This window comes from Mesorhizobium sp. Ca11, assembly GCF_020165275.1.
Taxonomy (GTDB): Bacteria; Pseudomonadota; Alphaproteobacteria; order Rhizobiales; family Rhizobiaceae; genus Mesorhizobium.
Window position 1 is genome coordinate 334857 of record NZ_JAIUHU010000006.1, and the last position, 17195, is coordinate 352051.

General features: G+C 62.5%; 21 protein-coding genes. 13 read left to right on the forward strand and 8 right to left on the reverse strand.

Translation table 11 applies throughout. The annotated features are described in order from the left end of the window. The first annotated feature begins 54 nt into the window (after nt 1–54). The 7 genes from LB538_RS13880 to LB538_RS13910 all read left to right on the forward strand — a co-directional run bounded on the left by LB538_RS13880 (nt 55) and on the right by LB538_RS13910 (nt 5325). Entirely contained in the window at nt 55–840 is a 786-nt protein-coding gene (locus tag LB538_RS13880) for an ABC transporter substrate-binding protein (RefSeq protein WP_095765397.1), read from the forward strand. 78 nt (nt 841–918) lie between these two features. Beyond that, entirely contained in the window at nt 919–1635 is a 717-nt protein-coding gene (locus tag LB538_RS13885; RefSeq protein ID WP_224532257.1) for an ABC transporter permease, read from the forward strand. Then, entirely contained in the window at nt 1632–2456 is an 825-nt protein-coding gene (locus LB538_RS13890; RefSeq protein ID WP_224532258.1) for an ABC transporter permease, read from the forward strand. Before LB538_RS13885 ends, LB538_RS13890 begins: the two co-directional genes overlap by 4 nt. A 113-nt stretch (nt 2457–2569) precedes the next feature. Beyond that, on the forward strand, nt 2570–3439 hold the full coding sequence (locus LB538_RS13895; RefSeq protein ID WP_224532259.1) for an NAD(P)-dependent oxidoreductase: 870 nt from the start codon (nt 2570–2572) through the stop codon (nt 3437–3439). Nucleotides 3440–3445: 6 nt separating this feature from the next. After that, on the forward strand, nt 3446–4150 hold the full coding sequence (locus LB538_RS13900; protein WP_224532260.1) for a DNA alkylation repair protein: 705 nt from the start codon (nt 3446–3448) through the stop codon (nt 4148–4150). After that, nucleotides 4110–4688 (forward strand): GNAT family N-acetyltransferase, encoded by a 579-nt coding sequence (locus LB538_RS13905; RefSeq protein ID WP_224532261.1) that lies wholly within the window; start codon nt 4110–4112, stop codon nt 4686–4688. Before LB538_RS13900 ends, LB538_RS13905 begins: the two co-directional genes overlap by 41 nt. Before the next feature lie 64 nt (nt 4689–4752). Continuing rightward, nucleotides 4753–5325, forward strand: coding sequence for a DUF3299 domain-containing protein (locus LB538_RS13910; protein ID WP_224532262.1), 573 nt, complete (start codon nt 4753–4755; stop codon nt 5323–5325). Between the two features lie 21 nt (nt 5326–5346). Here LB538_RS13910 and LB538_RS13915 read toward each other — a convergent pair whose 3' ends face one another. The 4 genes from LB538_RS13915 to LB538_RS13930 form a co-directional block, all read right to left on the reverse strand. Next, nucleotides 5347–5838, reverse strand: coding sequence for an Lrp/AsnC family transcriptional regulator (locus tag LB538_RS13915; RefSeq protein WP_006205209.1), 492 nt, complete (start codon nt 5836–5838; stop codon nt 5347–5349). 106 nt (nt 5839–5944) lie between these two features. Next, complete coding sequence (locus LB538_RS13920) at nt 5945–6580, reverse strand: uracil-DNA glycosylase family protein (protein WP_224532263.1); 636 nt, start codon at nt 6578–6580, stop codon at nt 5945–5947. A 10-nt stretch (nt 6581–6590) separates the two neighbouring features. Then, nucleotides 6591–7202 (reverse strand): glutathione S-transferase, encoded by a 612-nt coding sequence (locus tag LB538_RS13925; RefSeq protein WP_224532264.1) that lies wholly within the window; start codon nt 7200–7202, stop codon nt 6591–6593. Nucleotides 7203–7249: 47 nt separating this feature from the next. Next, complete coding sequence (locus tag LB538_RS13930) at nt 7250–7873, reverse strand: thermonuclease family protein (RefSeq protein WP_318011897.1); 624 nt, start codon at nt 7871–7873, stop codon at nt 7250–7252. 76 nt (nt 7874–7949) lie between these two features. Between LB538_RS13930 and LB538_RS13935 the strand changes: the two genes are divergently transcribed. Continuing rightward, complete coding sequence (locus LB538_RS13935) at nt 7950–9473, forward strand: sensor histidine kinase (RefSeq protein WP_095765389.1); 1524 nt, start codon at nt 7950–7952, stop codon at nt 9471–9473. 11 nt (nt 9474–9484) lie between these two features. Here the strand turns inward: LB538_RS13935 and LB538_RS13940 are convergent, their stop codons facing one another. Further along, nucleotides 9485–10480, reverse strand: a complete 996-nt coding sequence (locus LB538_RS13940) for a nicotinate-nucleotide--dimethylbenzimidazole phosphoribosyltransferase (RefSeq protein WP_263482493.1) — start codon at nt 10478–10480, stop codon at nt 9485–9487. Between the two features lie 164 nt (nt 10481–10644). Here LB538_RS13940 and LB538_RS13945 point away from each other — a divergent pair, with 164 nt between their 5' ends. Then, nucleotides 10645–10875: a DUF1289 domain-containing protein gene (locus LB538_RS13945; protein ID WP_224532266.1), complete on the forward strand. Its 231-nt coding sequence runs from the start codon at nt 10645–10647 to the stop codon at nt 10873–10875. A gap of 10 nt (nt 10876–10885) precedes the next feature. Then, nucleotides 10886–11590: a TIGR02281 family clan AA aspartic protease gene (locus LB538_RS13950; RefSeq protein ID WP_224532267.1), complete on the forward strand. Its 705-nt coding sequence runs from the start codon at nt 10886–10888 to the stop codon at nt 11588–11590. A 46-nt stretch (nt 11591–11636) separates the two neighbouring features. Here the strand turns inward: LB538_RS13950 and dusA are convergent, their stop codons facing one another. Beyond that, nucleotides 11637–12635, reverse strand: a complete 999-nt coding sequence (dusA, locus tag LB538_RS13955; protein ID WP_224532268.1) for a tRNA dihydrouridine(20/20a) synthase DusA — start codon at nt 12633–12635, stop codon at nt 11637–11639. 114 nt (nt 12636–12749) lie between these two features. Between dusA and LB538_RS13960 the strand changes: the two genes are divergently transcribed. The 3 genes from LB538_RS13960 to LB538_RS13970 all read left to right on the forward strand — a co-directional run bounded on the left by LB538_RS13960 (nt 12750) and on the right by LB538_RS13970 (nt 16360). Next, nucleotides 12750–13811 (forward strand): tyrosine-type recombinase/integrase, encoded by a 1062-nt coding sequence (locus LB538_RS13960; protein WP_224532269.1) that lies wholly within the window; start codon nt 12750–12752, stop codon nt 13809–13811. A 399-nt stretch (nt 13812–14210) separates the two neighbouring features. Then, nucleotides 14211–14492, forward strand: coding sequence for a hypothetical protein (locus tag LB538_RS13965; RefSeq protein ID WP_224532270.1), 282 nt, complete (start codon nt 14211–14213; stop codon nt 14490–14492). Nucleotides 14493–15184: 692 nt separating this feature from the next. Next, on the forward strand, nt 15185–16360 hold the full coding sequence (locus LB538_RS13970; RefSeq protein WP_224532271.1) for an acyltransferase family protein: 1176 nt from the start codon (nt 15185–15187) through the stop codon (nt 16358–16360). Between the two features lie 64 nt (nt 16361–16424). Here the strand turns inward: LB538_RS13970 and LB538_RS13975 are convergent, their stop codons facing one another. Beyond that, entirely contained in the window at nt 16425–16742 is a 318-nt protein-coding gene (locus tag LB538_RS13975) for a YMGG-like glycine zipper-containing protein (protein WP_224516903.1), read from the reverse strand. Nucleotides 16743–16925: 183 nt separating this feature from the next. Beyond that, entirely contained in the window at nt 16926–17186 is a 261-nt protein-coding gene (locus LB538_RS13980) for a type II toxin-antitoxin system HicB family antitoxin (protein WP_224532272.1), read from the reverse strand. Nucleotides 17187–17195: the final 9 nt, after the last annotated feature.

A 17195-nucleotide genomic window follows, 5' to 3' on the forward strand; every position in this document is an offset into this window, starting at 1 on the left:
ACCGCCCACAAGAGCCGCACGGGACAGCGGCCATGACAATATGAGAGGATTATCATGCGTATTGCACTGCGTATCGCGCTCGCCGCTTCGGCCGCGCTGCTGACACTCGGCGTCGCCCAGGCTCAGGAAAAGACCCTGAGGATCGGCACCGAAGGCGCGTACCCGCCCTTCAACAACCTGACTTCGGACGGCCAGCTGGTCGGCTTCGACATCGATATCGCCAAGGCGCTCTGTGACGAGATGAAGGTGAAATGCACCTTCGTCGCGCAGGATTGGGACGGCATCATCCCGGCGCTCCAGGCCGGCAAGTTCGACGCCATCGTCGCCTCGATGTCGATCACGCCCGAGCGTCAGGAAAAGGTCGACTTCACCCACAAATACTACAACACCCCGTCGGCCATCGCCGTGCCGAAGGATTCACCACTCAAAGGCGTGACCAAGGAAGACCTCGCCGGCAAGACCATCGGCGTCGCCACCACCACCACGCACTACAACTATGCTTCGAAGACCTACACGGACAGCACCATCAAGGGCTATCCGAGCAGCCCCGAGGAACAGGCTGACCTCGCCAATGGCCGTCTCGATGCGATCGAGGACGACATCGTTGTGTTGCAGCAGTGGCTGGATTCGCCGGACGGCGCCTGCTGCAAGATCCTCGGCCAGCCCTCGCCGCAGCCGGTCGAAATCTTCGGACCGGGCGCCGGCATCGCCGTGCGCAAGGGCGAGACCGATCTGGTCAACAAGCTGAATGAAGCGATCGACACCATCCGAAAGAACGGAAAGTACAAGGAAATCAACGACAAATACTTCAAGTTCGACGTCTATGGCGCCGAGTCCTGATCGATAAGCCAAGGGCGGTGAGGCATCCCTCGCCGCCCTTAAATCCTTCCGGGATCGCCACGGAGACACGACCCGTCAATGCCGGCCCAAAGCATTTGGACACTTCTCAGCTGGGGACCGGAGGGCTGGAGTGACGACATTGCCTCTGGCGTTCTGGTCACCATCGCGCTGGCGCTCGCCACACTGCCAATCGGCCTAGTGATCGGCTTTTTCGTCGCCTTTGCCAAGCAGCATGAAGAGCCGTCGCTGCGCCTTGCCGGCAACATCTACACCACGGTCTTTCGCGGGCTGCCGGAACTGGTGACGCTGTTCCTGTTCTTCTTCGGCATGCCGCTTCTGCTGCAATATCTCGTCCGGCTGTTCAATCCGGACGCAACTATCGACGTCAACAGCTTCGTCGCCGGCATGATCGTGCTGGCGCTGATCTTCTCCTCTTACGCCAGCGAGGTCTTCCTCTCCGCGTTCCGCGCCATTCCGAAAGGCCAATATGAGGGTGGCTACGCCATTGGCCTGTCGAAATGGCAGACAATGCGGCTGGTGATCCTGCCGCAGCTGATACGCATCGCTTTTCCGGGTCTCGAAAATTGTTGGCTGAGCCTGCTCAAGGACACCTCGCTGGTTTCGGTCGTCAATCTCGCGGAGACCCTGCGCCAGTCCGGCGTGGCGGCGCGCGTCACCAAGCATTCCTTCCTCTTTTACAGCGTCGCGGCGCTGATCTTCCTGGCGCTGGCCGTCCTGTCGTCGATCGCCACTAGCTACATCCTGCGCTACCTCGGACGGAGGGAAGCGCAATGAGCGTCAGCCAGGCCATCGTCATCGACAAGCCGCCGCCGCAAGCGCGCGGCTGGCCGCGGGTCCGCATCCTCGGCTACGCGCTGGTCGGCATCTGGATGCTGTTCGGCGCCGGCATCGTCGGCTATCTGGTGTATGCCTGGAACGCCGAATTCTTCGCCAGATATGCTCCCGCCTATCTGCAGGGCCTGGGGACCACCCTATCGCTGGTGAGCATTTCGATGGTCGTTGGCGCGCTCCTGTCGCTGCCGGTCGCCTATGGCCGCATGTCGAAGAACCCGACCCTGTCCGCGCTTGCCTATTGCTACGTCTATTTCTTCCGCGGCACGCCGCTGCTCGTGCAGACCTACCTGGTCTATTACGGCATCGGCTCGTTCCGGCCTGAGCTTGAGACGGTCGGGCTGTGGTGGTTCTTCCGCGAGGCCTTCTATTGCGGCGTCTTTGCCTTCTCGCTCAACACCGCCGCCTATCAGGCCGAAATCCTGCGCGGCGCCATTGAAAGCGTGACGCGCGGCCAATGGGAAGGTGCGGCCTCGCTCGGACTGCACAAATTGCAGACGCTGCGCAAGGTGATCATGCCCCAGGCGATCATTGTCGCGCTCAGGCCCTATGGCAACGAGCTCATCCTGATGATCAAGGCCTCCGCGATCGTCGCCATCATCACCGTCTACGACCTGATGGGCAACGCCAAGCTCGCCTACGCGAAATCCTTCGACATCCAGGCCTATATCTGGGTGGCGATCGTCTATCTGGTGATGGTCGAGATCCTGCGCCACGGCGTCGAATGGATCGAGCGCCGCATCACCGTCCATCTGCATCGATAGATTGCGGCCCGGCCGCCTGCACCAGTCGATGCAGCGCTGCGTGCCTTGACGAATTTTTCGCATGGCCTAGACCTTCCGCCACTGGAAACTGTGTTTTGTTGGAAGGCAGGTCTATGGCATCGGTTGCATTTCTCGGTCTTGGCGTCATGGGCTACCCGATGGCCGGGCACCTTAGGAACAAGGGTGGCCATGACGTCACCGTCTACAACCGCACCAAGGCAAGGGCCGAGCAGTGGGTGGCCCAGCATGGCGGCAAACTGGCGCTGACGCCGGCCGATGCGGCCGCGGGCAAGGACTTCGTCTTCTCCTGCGTCGGCAATGACGATGATCTGCGCTCGGTGACCACAGGTGCGGACGGCGCCTTCGCCGCTATGAAGAAGGGCGCCGTCTTCATCGACAACACCACCGCGTCTGCCGAGGTCGCGCGCGAGCTTGACGACGTCGCGCGCAAGGCGGGCTTCTCCTTCCTCGACGCGCCGGTGTCAGGCGGCCAGGCCGGCGCCGAGAACGGTGTGCTGACCGTCATGGTCGGCGGCGAGCAGACCGCCTTCGACAAGGCAAGGCCCGTCATCGACGCCTATGCCCGCATGGTCGGCCTGATGGGGTCAGCCGGCGCTGGCCAGCTCACAAAGATGATCAACCAGATCTGCATCGCGGGCCTCGTCCAGGGCCTGGCCGAAGGCATCCATTTCGGCAAGAAGGCTGGCCTCGACATCGAGAAGGTCGTCGAGGTGATCTCCAAGGGTGCTGCCGGCTCCTGGCAGATGGAAAACCGCCACAAGACAATGAATGCCGGCAAATACGATTTCGGCTTTGCCGTCGATTGGATGCGCAAGGATCTTGGCATCTGCCTGGCGGAGGCCAATCGCAACGGCGCCAAGCTGCCGGTGACGGCATTGGTCGACCAGTTCTACAAGGATGTGCAGGACATGGGCGGCAAGCGCTGGGACACGTCCTCGCTGCTGGCGCGCCTGGAAAGATAGGCGAGAATGCCCCTGCCCGACCCGAGCTGGAGCGCCGACGACATCGTCGCTCATTTGCGTTCGGTCGGCACCGAGGACAACCGGGCGGGCATGACGCGCTTCGGCATCAACACCGCCAGCGCGCTCGGTGTCGGCAATTCACAATTGCGGCCGCTGGCGCGCAAGCTGAAGAAGAACCACGAGCGGTCGCTGCAGCTCTGGAACAGCGGCATCCGCGAAGCGCGGCTGATGGCCGCCTTCACCGGTGAGCCGAAGAAGGTCGATATCGATCAATGCCGGCGCTGGGCCGCGGATTTCGACAGCTGGGAGATCGTCGACACCGTTGCGGACCTGTTTGCCGAAACACCGTTCTGGCGCGAATTGATCGACGAGTTCGCTGGAGACGAACGCGAATTCGTTCGCCGCACCGCCTTTGCCATGTTGGCCTGGAGCGCGGTGCATCTCAAAAAAGAGCCGGACGCGACCTTCCTGGCCTATCTGCCACTGATCGAGAAGCATGCCGGCGATCCGCGCAATTTCGTCCGCAAGGCGGTCAATTGGGCGCTGCGGCAAATCGGCAAACGGTCGATGAGCCTGCACGCCCCTGCCCTTGCGCTGGCGGAAAGATTAGCGGCATCGCCGGACAAGACGGCGCGCTGGATCGGCAAGGATGCGGTGAAGGAACTGACGGATGCCAGACAGCTCGAAAGGCTCGCAGCCGCAAAAGCATGACCTTGCCGGGATTCGGTTCGTCGGGGTGACGCCAGAGACACGTGCCGACTTCGAAAACCTGTTCGAGCAGCCCGGCGCACCGAAATATTGCTGGTGCATGGCCTGGCGCCATTCCACCCGCGAACACATTCAGAACGATGAGAAGAAGCGCATGATGATGGCGCTCATCGACAAAGGCACCCCGGTCGGCATCATCGCTGAGATGGACGGCAGGCCGGTCGGCTGGTGCTCGGTCGCGCCACGTGAGACCTACCGGAAACTTTCAAAGCAGCAGGACGACACCGAAACCGGCATCTGGTCGATCGTCTGCTTCTATGTGCCCAGGGCCCTGCGCGGCGGCGGGCTGGCCTCCGCTTTGCTTGACGCTGCGATCGACCATGCCTTCAGCAAAGGCGCACATACAATCGAGGCCTATCCCGTCGACGAGGCCGCCCCGAGCTACCGCTTCATGGGATTTCGCGACATGTTTACTACAAGGGGCTTCCATGAGACCGGCACCGCCGGTACGCGACGGCATGTGATGCGGCTGGGTCGGTGAGCCCGGACCGGTCACGACGCTTTTACTCGATTCAGCAAATGGACTGGCGGAGGATGGAGCGATCATGAGCAAGCGTTTCAAGTCATGCGCGGCGCTGGCGGCTGCGCTCCTCCTCGCAGCCACTGGAGCCGATGCCGCGGCCGATGTCGCGCATATTGTCTGGAAGGATCTGCGCCCCGCGACGCAAGCGATAGCCGAAGACGCGAACCTGCCGATGATCGCGGCAAAACTGCCTGACCATGGCGAGACCTTGTCGCTCAATCTGCAGGACAAGACGATACAATTAGCCGGATATGCATTGCCGGTCGATCGTGACGGCGACCTCGTCTACCAGTTCTTGCTGGTGCCGTGGACGGGCGCCTGCAGCCACATGCCGACGCCGCCGCCCAATCAGATCGTGCTGGTGACGCCGGCGCATCCCTACAAGATGAAAGAGGCCTACGAGCCGGTCGCAGTCACCGGCGTGCTGAAGCCCGGCATGGAGAAAAGCCAGTTGTTCATCCTCGACGGCGTCTCGATGGTCCAGTCGGGCTACACGGTGCGAAAGGCCGAGGTGGCGAGCGTCGACAGCGTGCCGGACACGGTCACCCTGCCGGTCAACTCGCCGTGGAATTTTCTGAACAAAAAGAAGAATTAGGGCCGATCGGCGCAACCAGCGTCACGCCGCGTTCGCGCCCGATTCCTTGTCCAGCACCATGTAATCGAGCGGAATTTCCGTCGTGTACTTGATCTGCTCCATGGCGAAGGACGACGAGACGTCACGGATCTCGATCTTGGCAATCAGCCGCTTGTAGAAGGCATCGTAAGCGGCGATGTCGGGCACCACCACGCGCAGCAAGTAATCGACGTCGCCGCTCATGCGGTAGAACTCGACCACTTCCGGGAATTCCTGGATGACCTCGGAGAAGCGCCGCAGCCATTCATGGCTGTGCGAGTTGGTGCGGATCGACACGAAGACGGTGACGCGCACATTGACCTTCTCATGGTCGAGGATGGCGACGCGCCGCTTGATGACGCCCTCCTCCTCGAGCTTCTGGATGCGCCGCCAGCATGGCGTGGTCGACAAGCCGACTTTCTTGGCGACATCGGCGACCGCGAGCGTCGCGTCCTCCTGCAAAAGGCGGAGAATTTTTCTATCGAGGCGATCCATGGGAGGCTCCAGGGAATAGTTTGGCTATAATCCCTTTTACCGGAGCCTTTCACAAGAAAGAAATTCTGCCGATGGCGGTAAATGCGAGCGATTTCTTGCAGAATGCCTAATCAATGCGATAGCGGATTTCCGCCCTCAGGAAGGGCAGCAAATCCATTTCAAACCAGGGATTCTTCTTCAGCCAGCCGGTGTTCCGCCACGACGGATGCGGCAGCGGCAGCACTTTCGGCAGCGACGGTCGATCCCATATGGCGCGCCAGTTCCTGACCGTCTCGGTCAGTGACGGCAGCCGCGTCGTGCCCATATGCCATGCCTGCGCATAACTGCCGATGGTCAGCACAAGGTCGATCTGCGGCATCAGCGCCATCAGCTCCGGGCGCCAGGCCGGCGCGCATTCGCGACGCGGCGGCAGGTCGCCGCCCTTGGCATCCTGTCCGGGAAAGCAAAAGCCCATCGGCACGATGGCGAACTTTTCTGTGTCGTAGAACTCGTTGCTGCTGACACCGAGCCAATCTCTCAGCCGGTCTCCCGAAGCGTCGGTGAACGGCATGCCCGAGACATGCACCTTGGTGCCCGGCGCCTGGCCGGCAAGCAGGACCTGCGCTGTGGAGGACGGCCGCAGCACCGGCCGCGGCGCATGCGGCAAAGGCCGGCCAAGCGGCTGGTCGACGCAGATGCGGCAGGCCCGCACCCTTTCGGTGAGGCGCTGCAGCGGTTGTCTCGTATCGGGCGGATTATCCAATTTCTGTCGCTCAGGCCGTCGCGCTCGGCCGGCTTGCAAGTGCCGCATACCAGCGCAGTACGTTCGTGCACTCTTCCGGCACCTTGATACGCGCTGGTTTCATGAAGTCGATGGCGATCATGCCGGTGATGTCGGCGACCGAATAAGCATCGCCGGCGGCGAATTCGCGATCCGCCAGTTCGTCGTCGAGCAGGTGCAGGAATTCGATCGCCTTCGGTTTGTTGGCCTCGCCCCATTCCGGAACTTGCGGCACTTCCCATTCCTTCATCGCCGGATGGATGTGCCGGAAAGCGGCGGCGACGCTGCTCATCAGGTTCAATTCCAAGCGTCTTTGCCACATCTCGACCACGGCCTTGCCGAGCGCGCCCGTGCCGAACAAAGCGGGCTCGGGATGCAATTCCTCGAAATAGCGGCAAATGGCGATCGATTCGCTGATGATGGTGCCGTCGTCGAGCTCGAGCACTGGCAGGCGCCGCAGCGGATTGCGCTTAGCCACCTGCTCGCCGCGATGCTCCAGCGCGCCCATGTCGACAGGCACCAGCGGCACCGTCAGCCCCTTCTCGGCGAGGAAGACGCGCACGCGCCGGGGATTGGGGGCGCGGCCGCCATCGAACAGCTTCATTCCATCCTCCAGCTTCTCCACCGGATCATAAGGCGCGGGCCCGCCCATCACCAGAAGCGAACAAATTCGCGCAACGCATCGCCGAACGAGGCCAGCGTGCCATGCTTTCGTTCCACCGGCGCACCGTGATGGCTGTCGCGCCAGTCCTGCGGCTCCGCGAAGGTGCCTGCCCAGATGCCGGCCTTGGCCGCTCTCGCCGCCGCTTCCTGGGTCTCGAAATCGCCGAAGGCAACCGCCCATCCGGCCTGCACCTGGGCCTGGTTTAGGTCGGTATCGCCTGCCTTGCAATCGCCGAGCAGGCGACCATAGCGGTCGCGCTGCCAGCCGCTGCAGACAACAGGCCTGCCGGCGATCAGCCGCACCAGCGATTGCCGCGCCAGCTTGCCGCAGGGATAGTCGGCGCCCGCCTTTCGGCAGGTCTGCTGATATTCCGGAGCGTCGATGCCGCGCATGCGGATGCGCGCGGTCCCGAGCGTGATCGAATCGCCGTCATTGATGATTGCCGTGCCTTGCTCCCTGCTTGTCTCGAACCGATCGAGCCGCGCCGCCACCAGGATGAGCAACCCGAGCAACAGGAAGGCCAGCCCATAGTCCAACAGCTTGCGCCAGTGGCTCCGCGGCGGGCTCGCCACATAGCGTCGGCGCGGTCCTCGCGGCCCGAAACGGCTCATATGGCAAACAGTCTCTTAATCATTCGAACGTAGCTTAACGAACCGGAAGTCGCTGCGCGCAGAAATTGAAGTCTGTATGCCTTTGCAACGCTCGAACACAGCGGATAAGTTTATTGTGGACCGCCGTAAACCGCACCGCAACAGCGATGTGGCGCGCGCGGTGCGCAAGACGCGCGACCGCCTTTCGCAGCAGGCGGGCAGCCTCGATTTCGACCGTGAACTGCTGAAGCTGCATGCGCGCGCCATGGTGGTCAGCGCGGTCGCGATCCCCTTGCTCGTGCTCGCCGTGGCAGCCATCGGCCGGCTGGCGGGCCTGGACAGCCAGATCGCCATCTGGGCCCTGTCGACGCTGCTTTGCTACACGATCGTCGCTTTCATGGCGCGTCGCGTGGAGCGGACCGAGGCGGCCGAACTCGACCCGGTGCAGACACGTCGCGACTTCCTGATCGGCCATTTCCTCTGCGGCCTTGGGTGGGCGTGGTTCGCCTGGTTCGGCTGCGCCACATGCCAGATCGACCAGTTCCATGTGGCCAAGGCCATGGTGCTGCTGATCGCAATGGCGACGACCGCCGTGATGGCCTCCTCGCTTGGCGGCGCGCTGTTCGCGACCTTTGCCATTCCCGTTGCCGTTTATGTCTACACCGTCATGCGCCTGTGGACGCCGATCGAAGCCACGATGGCGGCCTTGCTCATCGCAGCGCTTCCCTTCTTCGGTTACGTCGCGCGTCATCTCAACCAGGCTTCGTTGATGGTGCTGTCCTTCCGCTCGGAGAAGGACGCGCTGATCGCCGAGCTGGAGACGGCGAAATCGATGTCGGACGAGGCGAGGCGGCGGGCCGAGGACGCCAATCTGGCGAAATCGCGTTTCCTCGCCTCGATGAGCCACGAGCTCAGGACGCCGCTCAACGCCATCCTTGGCTTCTCCGAAGTGATGGCCAATGAAGTGCTGGGGCCGATGAACAATCCGACCTACCGCGACTATGCCCATGACGTGCACGAGTCCGGCCAGCACCTGCTCGACCTGATCAACGAGATCCTCGACCTGTCGCGCATCGAGGCCGGCCGCTACCAGCTCAACGAGGAGCCGGTCGTGCTGGTGACCATCGTCGAGGACTGCTGCCATATGATGGAGCTGCGCGCCCGCAACAAGGACATCCGTATCATCCAGGAGTTCGAGGAGACCTTGCCGCGTCTCTTCGCCGACGAGCGCGCCGTCAGGCAGATCACGCTCAATCTTCTGTCCAATTCGATCAAGTTCACCCCATCCGGCGGCGAAGTGCGCGTGCGTGTCGGCTGGACGGCCGGCGGCGGCCAGTACATCTCGGTCAAGGACAACGGCCCGGGCATACCGGAAGAAGAAATCCCGGTGGTGCTTTCCGCCTTCGGCCAAGGCTCGATCGCCATCAAGAGCGCCGAGCAGGGGACCGGCCTCGGCCTGCCGATCGTGCAGGGGCTGCTTGCCATGCATGGCGGCGAGTTCGAGCTTCATTCCAAGCTGCGCGAAGGCACCGAGGCGATCGCCATCTTCCCGTTGAGCCGGGTGATGGAGGAATTGCCGGCCTTGCCGACCAAGACGGTCGCCGCGCGCGGACGCCGCTGATTCGCCGCGCGCTAAAGCCGCACAGCCAGCGCCATGCCCGAGCTGGTCAGTGCCGCGGCCTTGACGATACCGGCGGCGAGAGCAGCCCCTACCCCTTGGCCATGGCTGATCCCGAAATCAAGCAGCGGCCGCAATCCGAGCCTTTCGGCCGCCTTGGCGTGGCCTGGCTCCGGCGTCAGGCCGGCAAGCAGGCAATGATCGAGCGAGCCTGGATTGGCGGCATAAAGGACGGCGGCCGCCGCTGTTGCCGCGAATCCGTCGAGCAGGACGGGAATCTTCTCCACGCGCGCCGCGAGAATGGCGCCGCAGATAGCCGCGAATTCGCGCCCCCCGACCCTGCGCAAAACCTCGAGCGGATCGCCCAGACCCGGGCCATGGAATGCCAGCGCCCGATCGACGACCTCGGCCTTGCGTGCGATCATCGCCGCATTGGCGCCCGAACCCGACCCGACCCAGTCGGCTCCTTCGCCGCCGAACAGGGCGGCGCAAAGCGTGGCGGCGATCGTCGAATTGCCGACCCCGAGATCGCCCAGGCAAAGGAGGTCGGCGCCACCGGCGACCGCTTCCATGCCGAAGGCCATGGTTGCGGCGCAGCCGCGTTCATCGAGCGCGGCCTCCTCGGTGATGTCGCCCGTGGGGATATCCAAGGCGAGGTCGAAGACTTTCAGGCCGAGATCGTTGGCGATGCAGACCTGGTTGATCGCGGCCCCGCCAGCGGCGCAGAGTTCGACTTCATTTGCGGTCGCCGCCACCGGCCGCGGCGAGATGCCGTGCCTGACGGCGCCGTGATTGCCGGCGAAGATCGCCACCAGAGGCCGATTGATCGCCGGCGGCGCGCGCCCGCTCCAGGCAGCAAGCCAGGCCGCGACGTCCTCGACGCGGCCGAGCGATTCCTTCGGCTTTTCGGCTTTGGCGAAAAGCGCCCGGACGCGGGCGCTCGCCGCATCGTCGGCCAGCGGCAGGGCCGCCAGAAGGTTTCGGAAATCGTCGAAAGGCTTAGCAGGCATTATGTCGGTCGCAGTTCGTTGCGGAAGTCGCAGGCGGCATAGCCGCCTTCTCCATCCGGCACAACTGCCTGGCGATGCCGCGAACGCGTCGCCTTGCGGCGCAATGCGGAGGGCTTGCATTGCTCCGGCGGTTGCACCATGTGGAATAAAGGCAAGAGAACAGCATGACCGCCATCGAATCTCCCTGCATCCTGGTCTGTTCGATCGATATGAAAACCGGCTTCTGCTTTGGTTGCGGCCGCACACGCGACGAGATTTCCGCCTGGCTCGCGATGACCCCTGAAACGCGCCGGGCGGTGATGGCCGAACTGCCCGCGCGGCTCAAAACGGTCGAGCGGCGGCCGCGCCGCGAAACCCGGCGTACCCGCATGGCGCGCGAGCGCGGCGTTCTGTGAGAAGAAACCGATGAACCGGTTGTTCTGGATCGTCATGGCGGTGATCGGCGTCGGGGTCGTGCTGCTTATGCTCAACAATTCGGCCGGCCGCACTTTCGGCATGAACAACAATGATTTCGGCCGGCTTATCTGGGTCGGCGTCCTGGTGATGGTGATCGGTGCGAGCCTGCTCCGCTCCGGCCGACCGCTGGGCGGCATGGCGCGCAATCTGGGCGTCTGGGCGGCATTCGTGCTCGTGCTGATCGCCGGCTACCAGTATCGCTACGAGTTGCAGGATGTGGCGAGCCGCGTCACCGCCGGCTTTGTCCCGGGCAGTCCGTTGGCTTTAGGCGTGGAGAATGGCCGCCCGACCGTCACGCTCGACAAAGCCGACAACGGCCATTTCGAAGCCCGCATCCTGGTCAACGGCACGCCGGTGCGCGCCGTGGTCGACACCGGCGCGACCAGCACGGTGCTGACATCCGAAGATGCTCAAGCCGCGGGCTTCAACCCGGCGGCGCTCAGCTACAGCGTGGATGTCGCCACGGCCAATGGCAGGGCGCGCGCTGCGACGGTCAGGACCGACGAGGTAGCGATCGGCGGCATCGTGCGCAAGGACATGTCGGTGATGGTCGCCGCGCCCGGCATGCTTGACCAAAGCCTGCTCGGCATGAACTTCATCGGCTCATTGTCGGGCTTCGACGTGCGCGGCGACCGCATGATCCTGCGGGACTGATGCGTGTCGCGCGGCAGTATGCGGCGCGACACGCATTAGCCGACAGTCAGGCCGCCTCGGCTTCTGCCGCCGCGAAATCGATTGCCAAAAACGCGGTCTTCAGCACCTCCGGCCCGGCGCCGGGTTTGTTCGCGTCGGTGGAGAGGATCTGCCGGAAGCGGCGCGCGCCGGGCAAGCCGTGGAACAGTCCGACCATATGGCGGGTAATGTGGCCCAGTCGCCCGCCCCGCTCGACATGGCGCGCGGCATAGCCGGCCATGGCATCGATCAGCGCCGAATAATCGAAGGCGGCAGGCGTCTCGCCATAGAAGGCGGCATCGATGCCGGTCAGGATCCCCGGCGTATGATAGGCCGCGCGGCCGAGCATCACGCCGTCGACATTGGAAAGATGCGCCGACGCCTCGGCGAGCGACTGGATGCCGCCGTTGATGCCGATGAATTCGTCCGGCTTTCTGGCCTTCAGCCGATAGACGCGCGGGTAATCGAGCGGCGGGATCTCGCGGTTTTCCTTGGGGCTCAGCCCTTCCAGCCAAGCCTTGCGGGCGTGCACCCAGAGCGCGTCGGCGCCGGCGGCGAGCACGCCGTCGGCGAGCATGTCGAGCGCAGGCTCTGGGTCTTGATCGTCGACGCCGATGCGGCATTTGACCGTGACGGGGACTTTCACCGCGGCCTTCATCGCCGCGACGCACTCGGCGACCAAAACCGGCGTCTTCATCAGGCAGGCGCCGAACGTCCCCGACTGGACGCGATCGGACGGACAGCCGACATTGAGGTTGATCTCGTCATAGCCGAAGGCTTCGCCGATCCGCGCTGCCTCGGCGAGCTTTGCGGGATCCGATCCGCCAAGTTGCAGCGCAACCGGATGCTCGACAGCGTCGAAGCCGAGCAGTCTTTCGCGCGCGCCATGTATGACCGCATCCGCCACCACCATCTCGGTGTAAAGCAGCGCGCGGCGCGTCAGCTGACGGTGGAAGAACCGGCAATGCCGGTCCGTCCAGTCCATCATGGGCGCAATGGCTATTCTATGCTCTTGATTTTTCAGCATTTTTTCTTTAGTATCAAATCGTTAGATGGTGCCGAGTGCACACGAATTTACGCCAGAATACGACCCTTTTCGCCACGTTTCGACCTCTCATTGCACACGGAGCGCACACGAAAAATGGCGACCTACACAAAGCTCTCGTCCGGTTCCTGGCGTGTGCAAGTCCGTCGCAAAGGTCGCTACGCCAGCGAGACGTTCCTGCGGAGAGACGACGCACGCCGCTGGGCCACCGAAACCGAGCGCCAAGTTGATCGCGGTGAGACGCCGACCAAGTCCCGTATAGCGCGCCTGAAAACTTTCGGCGAACTCATAGACCTTCATATCGAGGACATGTGCGATGTAGGCAAGTCCCCTCGCCGCTCCAAGGCTGCGGCCCTTGCGATGCTGAAAAGAGATTTGGGGAAGTGCCACGTCGCTGCGCTCGATCGTGAACGGCTTATTCGTTTTGGTCGTGACCGGGCCGCGCAAGGTGCTGGACCGATGACTCTCAGCATTGATATCGGCTTTATAAAACTTGTCCTGTCTCATGCTGCGGCGGTCCACGGGCTACCGGTCAAGGTCGAGCCTGTGGATCTCGCGCGGATCGCACTTAAGCGCCTCGGCCTTGTCGGCAAGGGATGTGAGCGCGACAGGCGGCCTACCCAGGATGAACTCGACAGGCTAATCGCTCACTTCGATTCAAACCCTCTCCAGATAGCGCCGGTCGGCCAGATCATACGGTTCGCCGTTGCAACCGCGATGCGTCAGGAGGAGATTTGCAAGGTTCGTTGGTCCGACGTGGAGAATCGCACGCGAATGCTTCTCATCCGCGACCGGAAAGACCCACGCAACAAGAAAGGCAACAATCAGCGCATCCCTCTGCTCGCGGCAACTGGATACGATGCGTGGGCCATCATTGAGGAACAGCGCTCAAAGCGAAGCAATGACGGTAATCGAATTTTCCCATTCAATCACAAATCAGTCGGGACCGCCTTCCGTCGGGGATGCGCTGTCCTGGGCATCCACGACCTCCATTTCCACGACTTGCGTCATGAGGGCACAAGCCGCCTTTTCGAGGCGGGTTTCACGATTGAACAAGTAGCACTGGTTACCGGACACAAGGACTGGAAGATGTTGAAACGATACACCCATTTGAAGCCTGAAATGCTTCACGATATTCCCACAGCGAGGATGGCGTAGCCCGCGAGACCTGGTCACCTTTTATGGTGTTCGGACGTTGTTGTAAGCAAGCCTGTCGGCGTCCAAGACCGTTGCCGACGCCGGCGTCAAATGATACCCGGCTAGCAAATCTTGGCCGCAAGCCGGGGAGTTAAGCCGGCGAAGGACACGGGTAAAAAGCGTTCTCCGCGATAACGCTGAGCCGCGTCCTTGACTGTTAGGCGCCGACTCGTCCTGGCCCACCGAGCAGAGTGTCGCCGCCACTCCCGCTGTTCATTTACTCATAGCGCTAGATCACTCGCTCCCCTACCGGATATCCACCAGGCGACGGAAACTGAAGGTTGATCTCAGGTTCATGCAGGACGCGGAACCAATTTCGCTTATCGAAGTTAGCAAGCGCTGCTTACGGGGACTCACGCGATGCTCCTTGCCCTGGACGATGCGATCTCGATGGCTGTTTTGGCCGGCAGAGCCACGGATGCGGAAATCTTCGGAGTGATCGACCTCACCAGCAAAATTGAAGTCCGGATCGGCGCCATCAGCTTAGGGCGCGCCATCCAGTTCGTCGCCAATGCCTCGGTGCTTGGATACGACGTTCGCGGTGCAATGGTCTTATATGGGGAACCAGGAGCGCCAAGCTTGAGGACATGGGACTGCGAACACCTTTGGGCGCAATATGGTGGCGCACTTCTTCAGCCATAGCGCGAGGCGGCCTGGAGGACTGGCAATAGCTCTCGCAGAGCTGATCTTACGATCAATGGGGACGAGCCAGGAGGTCTTTAGAAGCGTTATCTCGGCCTGTGCGCCCGGCTGGCCAACGCGCGGTCCTTGGTATCTCAGCCCATAAGCAGCCCGAAGTACCCCCTTGCAAAGCAGTGCTGCTGCTACCGTCCAAAAGCCGGCAATCCACACTGATCTCATGGCAGCGAAAACCCAGGCTGCCACAACTCTGGGTTCGCGAGCACGTCATTACAAAATACGCAAAAAAATATCTTCACTACCTATTTGGCGGCCGCCCCTGTGGGCTCGCAGCCGCCACCGATCGAAACCCGACGGTGCGCGCTTGGAGCTGTCGCATCATCGAGTGGTTCCAAAGACAGGGTCGGCAACGCTCGCGAGAGCCGCAATCTTATCAATTGTGGCTAGAACCGCCTGCGGCTTGCTTTGATGCACCATATGTCCGCCATCCAGGACGATATCCAGCAGCGAGTGGCTTATCTCGGCGTGAAGCCGCAGCGCTTCGGCCTTAGCATCGAACGTCCGAGCGGGCGTCCGGCCAATTCCCGTCTCGCAACGAGATTGTTGTAGAGCGCCAACCCAGCCGTTGCCGCCGGCTTGTTCTGGTCACATCGCGGGTTGACATTCGTGGCTCGCTCGCCATGCTGCATTGCAGCATGAATAATAGCTTTACCGCGTCATCGCGCATCGAATGCCTGGACGGTCTTCGCGCAGCCGCAGCATTGTGGGTGCTGGTCGGACACTGCCTGCTCCTGACTGGCTGGCATCTTCCGGTGCTTGGCGACCCTGCGCTCGGCGTCGATCTTTTCATCATGCTTTCCGGTTTCCTGATGGTGTTCCACTATCAGCTGCGCCAGGACAAGGAGCCTTGGCAAAGGCCTGAAACCTGGCTGAAATTCTGGACGCGGCGCTATTTTCGCATTGCGCCGCTGTTCTACGTCATGTTGCTCTTCGCGCTGGCGCTCGGGCCGTATCTCTATGAGTCAAGGACGGTCATCGATGCCTTCCTGCAGCGCTCGCCCCAGGCGCCCGAACGCTTTCTCGACGGCAGCCTGAAGAACATCGTCGCCCACCTGACATTCCTGTTCGGCCTTTCTCCGAATCTCGCCTACCGGACGCCGCTGCCAGACTGGAGTCTTGGCCTGGAAATGCAGTTCTACGCAGTCTTCCCGGCGCTGATGCTTTTGGTGCGCCGCTTCGACTGGATATGGAGCGCCATACTCGTGGCGGCGATCGGCGGCCTGGCTGTGATGATCCTCAAGTCGCTGTCGATCCATTTCCCGATGCCGTCCTTCCTGCCGCTGAAGATCCAGGTGTTTCTTTGCGGCATGCTGCTGGCGGGCATCCTGGCACAAAGCCAACCGAGGCCACTGCTGCATCTGGCCCTGGCCATGGGGCTTGCTGCGATTCCCTTTGGCGACGGCTACGGGCTTTCGAAATTCCTGATACGTGAAGCGCTGGTGCTGGGCTTCTTTGCCCTTGTCCTCTACCGGATGCTGCCAGGCGTGGCGGGCACGGTGGCGAAAAAGGTCGCCGTGGCGCTGGGCGGCGGTGTCTTTCATGTTCTGGGCGAGCTGTCCTACAGCATCTATCTCATCCACCTTTTGGTGCTGCAGCCGGTCGCGGCATTCGTCATTGCCCGCTACGGCCAGGAGATGGACGCCCCGCTGCGCTTCGCCATCGTGCTGGCGATCGTGCTGCCGGTGGTCTGCCTTCTGTCCTTCGTCACCTACAGGGTCATCGAAATGCCTGGCCAGCAACTCGGCCGCACGGTCCTGCGCTGGTTCGCCCGGAGGAAGAAGCCGGTGCTGAAGCCGAGCCCCGCTGAATGATCAAGGCCGGCATTCGGGTGGACTTCCTCCCGCCGTTCGAAGTCAGCGGGAAGAATCCAGATAATCAATAATTGCCGTTGTAGTACCGGTCGTCGCAGGGCGCGGTGTAGATGCGGCCGTAGCGGTCCTGGTACCGGCAGAGCTGATCGCCGCGGCGCTGCGGCGTGGTCGCTGACCCAACCACCGCGCCGAGCAGAGCGCCGCTGGCCGCACCGATCACGGTGCTCTTGGTGTTGCCGCCAATCGCCTGGCCGACGAGCGCGCCGCCGGCGCCGCCGAGCAATGCGCCGGTGGTGGCCCGCTGCTGGCCTTCGGTTTGCGTCTCGCAGCCGGCGAGCGCCGCGGTCATCACCACCGCGAGAATGGCCTTCTTGATAAACATCACTCGAACTCCTCTGAAGCCCCGAGGACTGACAGGCTGGGGCGAACAAAATTCCGAGTGCGGTCGCATTGCGGCGGAACGGCGGCAGACCCCGCTCACGAAGTGAATCACAGTTTCCCGCCGGTTGAACGCCATGGTTGCCAAATGGGAAAGTTATGCGGGCGATGGTGACCAGCCGCGCGTTCAGTCGATCTTCAAGCGCACCAATACGAAAGCTTGGCTGCGATGGTCCGGATCTGCCTCGATGTGCTGGAGCGACGTAGGTTGCGGAACCGCTATGCCGTCCTCGATCATTCCTGCGACGTGAAAGGCCAGGGCTTCCTCGGCGAGCTCGCGCGCCTCGTCAACAGTGGCGCCGGCCGTGATCAGCCCGGGAAAGTCGGGAAATGACACGCCGTAATCGCTGGCGCCTTCCTGATGGATCAGCCCGAGATATTGCTGCATCTCAGTTTC

What these genes read in the sequence shown, in the direction of transcription:
- LB538_RS13925 (WP_224532264.1), bottom strand. Translation starts at nt 7,202, where the DNA reads ATGAAGCTGTTCGATGGCGGCCGCGCCCCCAATCCCCGGCGCGTGCGC.
- LB538_RS13980 (WP_224532272.1), bottom strand. Translation starts at nt 17,186, where the DNA reads ATGCAGCAATATCTCGGGCTGATCCATCAGGAAGGCGCCAGCGATTAC.
- LB538_RS13930 (WP_318011897.1), bottom strand. Translation starts at nt 7,873, where the DNA reads ATGAGCCGTTTCGGGCCGCGAGGACCGCGCCGACGCTATGTGGCGAGC.
- dusA (WP_224532268.1), bottom strand. Translation starts at nt 12,635, where the DNA reads ATGCTGAAAAATCAAGAGCATAGAATAGCCATTGCGCCCATGATGGAC.
- LB538_RS13975 (WP_224516903.1), bottom strand. Translation starts at nt 16,742, where the DNA reads ATGTTTATCAAGAAGGCCATTCTCGCGGTGGTGATGACCGCGGCGCTC.
- LB538_RS13960 (WP_224532269.1), top strand. Translation starts at nt 12,750, where the DNA reads ATGGCGACCTACACAAAGCTCTCGTCCGGTTCCTGGCGTGTGCAAGTC.
- LB538_RS13965 (WP_224532270.1), top strand. Translation starts at nt 14,211, where the DNA reads ATGCTCCTTGCCCTGGACGATGCGATCTCGATGGCTGTTTTGGCCGGC.
- LB538_RS13940 (WP_263482493.1), bottom strand. Translation starts at nt 10,480, where the DNA reads ATGCCTGCTAAGCCTTTCGACGATTTCCGAAACCTTCTGGCGGCCCTG.
- LB538_RS13900 (WP_224532260.1), top strand. Translation starts at nt 3,446, where the DNA reads ATGCCCCTGCCCGACCCGAGCTGGAGCGCCGACGACATCGTCGCTCAT.
- LB538_RS13935 (WP_095765389.1), top strand. Translation starts at nt 7,950, where the DNA reads ATGCCTTTGCAACGCTCGAACACAGCGGATAAGTTTATTGTGGACCGC.
- LB538_RS13915 (WP_006205209.1), bottom strand. Translation starts at nt 5,838, where the DNA reads ATGGATCGCCTCGATAGAAAAATTCTCCGCCTTTTGCAGGAGGACGCG.
- LB538_RS13885 (WP_224532257.1), top strand. Translation starts at nt 919, where the DNA reads ATGCCGGCCCAAAGCATTTGGACACTTCTCAGCTGGGGACCGGAGGGC.
- LB538_RS13890 (WP_224532258.1), top strand. Translation starts at nt 1,632, where the DNA reads ATGAGCGTCAGCCAGGCCATCGTCATCGACAAGCCGCCGCCGCAAGCG.
- LB538_RS13945 (WP_224532266.1), top strand. Translation starts at nt 10,645, where the DNA reads ATGACCGCCATCGAATCTCCCTGCATCCTGGTCTGTTCGATCGATATG.
- LB538_RS13880 (WP_095765397.1), top strand. Translation starts at nt 55, where the DNA reads ATGCGTATTGCACTGCGTATCGCGCTCGCCGCTTCGGCCGCGCTGCTG.
- LB538_RS13895 (WP_224532259.1), top strand. Translation starts at nt 2,570, where the DNA reads ATGGCATCGGTTGCATTTCTCGGTCTTGGCGTCATGGGCTACCCGATG.
- LB538_RS13905 (WP_224532261.1), top strand. Translation starts at nt 4,110, where the DNA reads ATGCCAGACAGCTCGAAAGGCTCGCAGCCGCAAAAGCATGACCTTGCC.
- LB538_RS13910 (WP_224532262.1), top strand. Translation starts at nt 4,753, where the DNA reads ATGAGCAAGCGTTTCAAGTCATGCGCGGCGCTGGCGGCTGCGCTCCTC.
- LB538_RS13970 (WP_224532271.1), top strand. Translation starts at nt 15,185, where the DNA reads ATGAATAATAGCTTTACCGCGTCATCGCGCATCGAATGCCTGGACGGT.
- LB538_RS13950 (WP_224532267.1), top strand. Translation starts at nt 10,886, where the DNA reads ATGAACCGGTTGTTCTGGATCGTCATGGCGGTGATCGGCGTCGGGGTC.